The sequence below is a fragment of the Paraburkholderia sp. XV genome, assembly GCF_020177535.1.
Classification (GTDB): Bacteria; Pseudomonadota; Gammaproteobacteria; order Burkholderiales; family Burkholderiaceae; genus Paraburkholderia; species Paraburkholderia caribensis.
In genome coordinates this window covers 1-2,633 of the sequence record NZ_JAGUUD010000248.1, presented here as the reverse complement: position 1 = coordinate 2,633, position 2,633 = coordinate 1, and the positions used below count along the sequence as shown (strand labels likewise).

General features: G+C 63.5%; 2 protein-coding genes and 1 pseudogene. 1 reads left to right on the top strand and 2 read right to left on the bottom strand.

Annotation, left to right across the window (positions count from 1 at the left end; all coding sequences use genetic code 11):
- Window positions 1-112, top strand: a pseudogene (locus tag KFO72_RS41710) (GntR family transcriptional regulator); the annotation flags it as partial.
- Between the two features lie 64 nt (window positions 113-176).
- Here KFO72_RS41710 and sucD read toward each other — a convergent pair.
- Both sucD and sucC read right to left on the bottom strand, forming a co-directional pair.
- Window positions 177-1,049 (bottom strand): succinate--CoA ligase subunit alpha, encoded by an 873-nt coding sequence (sucD, locus tag KFO72_RS41705; RefSeq protein WP_060603557.1) that lies wholly within the window; start codon window positions 1,047-1,049, stop codon window positions 177-179.
- A 1-nt stretch (window position 1,050) separates the two neighbouring features.
- Window positions 1,051-2,262, bottom strand: coding sequence for an ADP-forming succinate--CoA ligase subunit beta (gene sucC, locus KFO72_RS41700; protein ID WP_062916264.1), 1,212 nt, complete (start codon window positions 2,260-2,262; stop codon window positions 1,051-1,053).
- Window positions 2,263-2,633: the final 371 nt, after the last annotated feature.

Genomic DNA, 2,633 nt, shown 5'->3' with positions numbered 1-2,633 from the left:
CATCATCGAGGCACTGGAGAAGCGCGACACCGAACTCGCCGAGCGTCTCGTGCGCGATCACTCGCTCGGACTGGCGGCTTTCGTCGAAGCGAATTGCGATTTTCTGGATTGAGCGTTTCTGCCTGACGCATCCAAAGGCCAGCGGACCTGACGGTCCGCTGGCCTTTTTCACATCGTCACTGCATGGCCTTGAGCATCGTCTCGCCGAGCGCCGCCGGCGACTGCGCGACGTGAATGCCCGCCGAGCGCATCGCGTCGATCTTCGCGCCCGCCGTGCCCTTGCCGCCCGAGATGATCGCGCCCGCGTGGCCCATCCGCCGTCCGGGCGGCGCGCTGGTGCCGGCGATGAACCCCACCACCGGCTTGTTCGAACGCGCGTCCTTCAGGAACTGCGCGGCGTCCTCTTCGGCCGAGCCGCCGATTTCGCCGATCATGATGATGCCTTGCGTGTCGTCGTCGGCGAGGAACATCTCCAGGCAGTCGATGAAGTTCGTACCGTTGACGGGATCGCCGCCAATGCCGATACAGGTCGTCTGCCCGAGCCCCGCTGCCGTGGTTTGCGCGACGGCTTCGTAGGTCAGCGTGCCCGAGCGCGACACCACGCCGATCTTGCCTGGACGATGAATATGCCCCGGCATGATGCCGATCTTGCACTGGCCCGGCGTGATGACGCCAGGACAGTTCGGTCCGATCAGGCGCGTCGCCGAACCCGCGAGCGCGCGCTTCACGCGCACCATGTCGATGACGGGAATGCCCTCGGTGATGCAGACGACGAGGGGGATTTGCGCGTCGACGGCTTCGAGAATCGCGTCCGCTGCCATGGGCGGCGGCACGTAAATCACGGACGCGTTCGCGCCCGTTGCATCGACGGCATCGGCGACGGTGTCGAACACGGGCAGCCCGAGATGGGCCGCGCCGCCCTTGCCGGGCGTGACGCCGCCGACCATCTGCGTGCCGTAGGCGAGTGCCTGCTCCGAGTGAAACGTGCCCTGCGATCCCGTGAAGCCCTGGCAAATCACTTTGGTGTTGCGATCTATCAGTACGGCCATGTCAGTTCGCCTCCGTCGCGTTGTTTTCCTTCACTGCGGCGACGACCTTGCTCGCCGCGTCGGCGAGATGATCGGCCGAGAGAATCGGCAGCCCCGAGTCGCGCAGAATCTGCTTGCCGAGTTCGACGTTCGTGCCTTCCAGCCGCACCACGAGCGGCACGCGCAAGTCCACTTCGCGCGCGGCGCTGACGACGCCTTCGGCAATCACGTCGCAGCGCATGATGCCGCCGAAGATGTTGACCAGAATGCCTTCCACTTTCGGGTCGCGCAGAATCAGGCGGAACGCGGTCGCGACGCGTTCTTTGGTGGCGCCGCCGCCTACGTCGAGAAAGTTCGCCGGCTCGCCGCCATAGAGCTTGATGATGTCCATCGTCGCCATGGCGAGGCCCGCGCCGTTCACCATGCAGCCGATGTTGCCGTCGAGCGTGACGTAGTTGAGGCCATGCTTCGCGGCTTCCAGTTCGGCGGCGTCTTCTTCCGCTTCGTCGCGCAGCGCTTCGATGGACGGATGGCGGAAGAGGGCGTTGTCGTCGAAATTGATCTTCGCGTCGAGCGCGATCACGTCTCCTTGCTGCGTGACGACGAGCGGATTGATCTCGACAATCGACGCATCCAGCTCGACGAACGCGCGATACGCGTTGGCGATGAACTGCGTCGCCGACTTGATCTGCTTGCCCGTCAGCCCGAGGCCAAACGCGATCTGGCGCGCGTGGAACGGTTGCAGACCCGTCGCGGGATCGATCGCGACCTTCAGGATCTTCTCGGGCGTGCGCGCGGCCACTTCCTCGATCTCCATGCCGCCTTCCGTCGACGCCATCACCGTGATACGCGACGTGCTGCGGTCGATCAGCATGCCGAGATACAGTTCGCGCTCGATCGCGCAGCCTTCCTCGATATAGACGCGCTTCACTTCGCGCCCCGCCGGCCCCGTCTGCTTCGTGACGAGCACGTGCGACAGCATCCGCGCCGCGTTCAGACCGACATCGCTGACCGACTTGACGACGCGCACGCCGCCCTGGCCGTCCGGATCGTCGGCGAAACGGCCCGCGCCGCGCCCGCCCGCATGAATCTGCGATTTCACGACCCACACCGAGCCGCCCAGCGCGAGCGCCGCGTCCTCGGCCTCCTGCGGCGTGAACGCGACGCGACCATTCGGCACGGCGACGCCGTAGCCTTTCAGCAGTTCCTTCGCCTGATATTCGTGAATATTCACCTGTCTCCTCGCTAGATGGATTCGACGCTCGGCGGCGTCAATTGATAGGGCGGTCGGCTCAGGTTTGAAATATGGTATGTGATATATCAAAGATGCTCAAGCGGATAAATTGATCGGGGTTTTCCCTTTGTGAAGCCGGTCCATAACCCGCTATTCGGCGTCTTTGCCTTGTCTCGCAAGGCTCCGGGCGTTCAAACCGGTTCTTCTTACGAAGGTGAAAGCGCTTGCAGCGATTAGATATATCACATACCGTATAGAACACGGACGATCGAAAAACAGAGCGTCAAGTGCTCGGAGGGGACAGAACATGGGTAAAGCACTCGACGGTGTGCGCATTCTCGATTTCACCCACGTGCAATCGGGCCCGACCT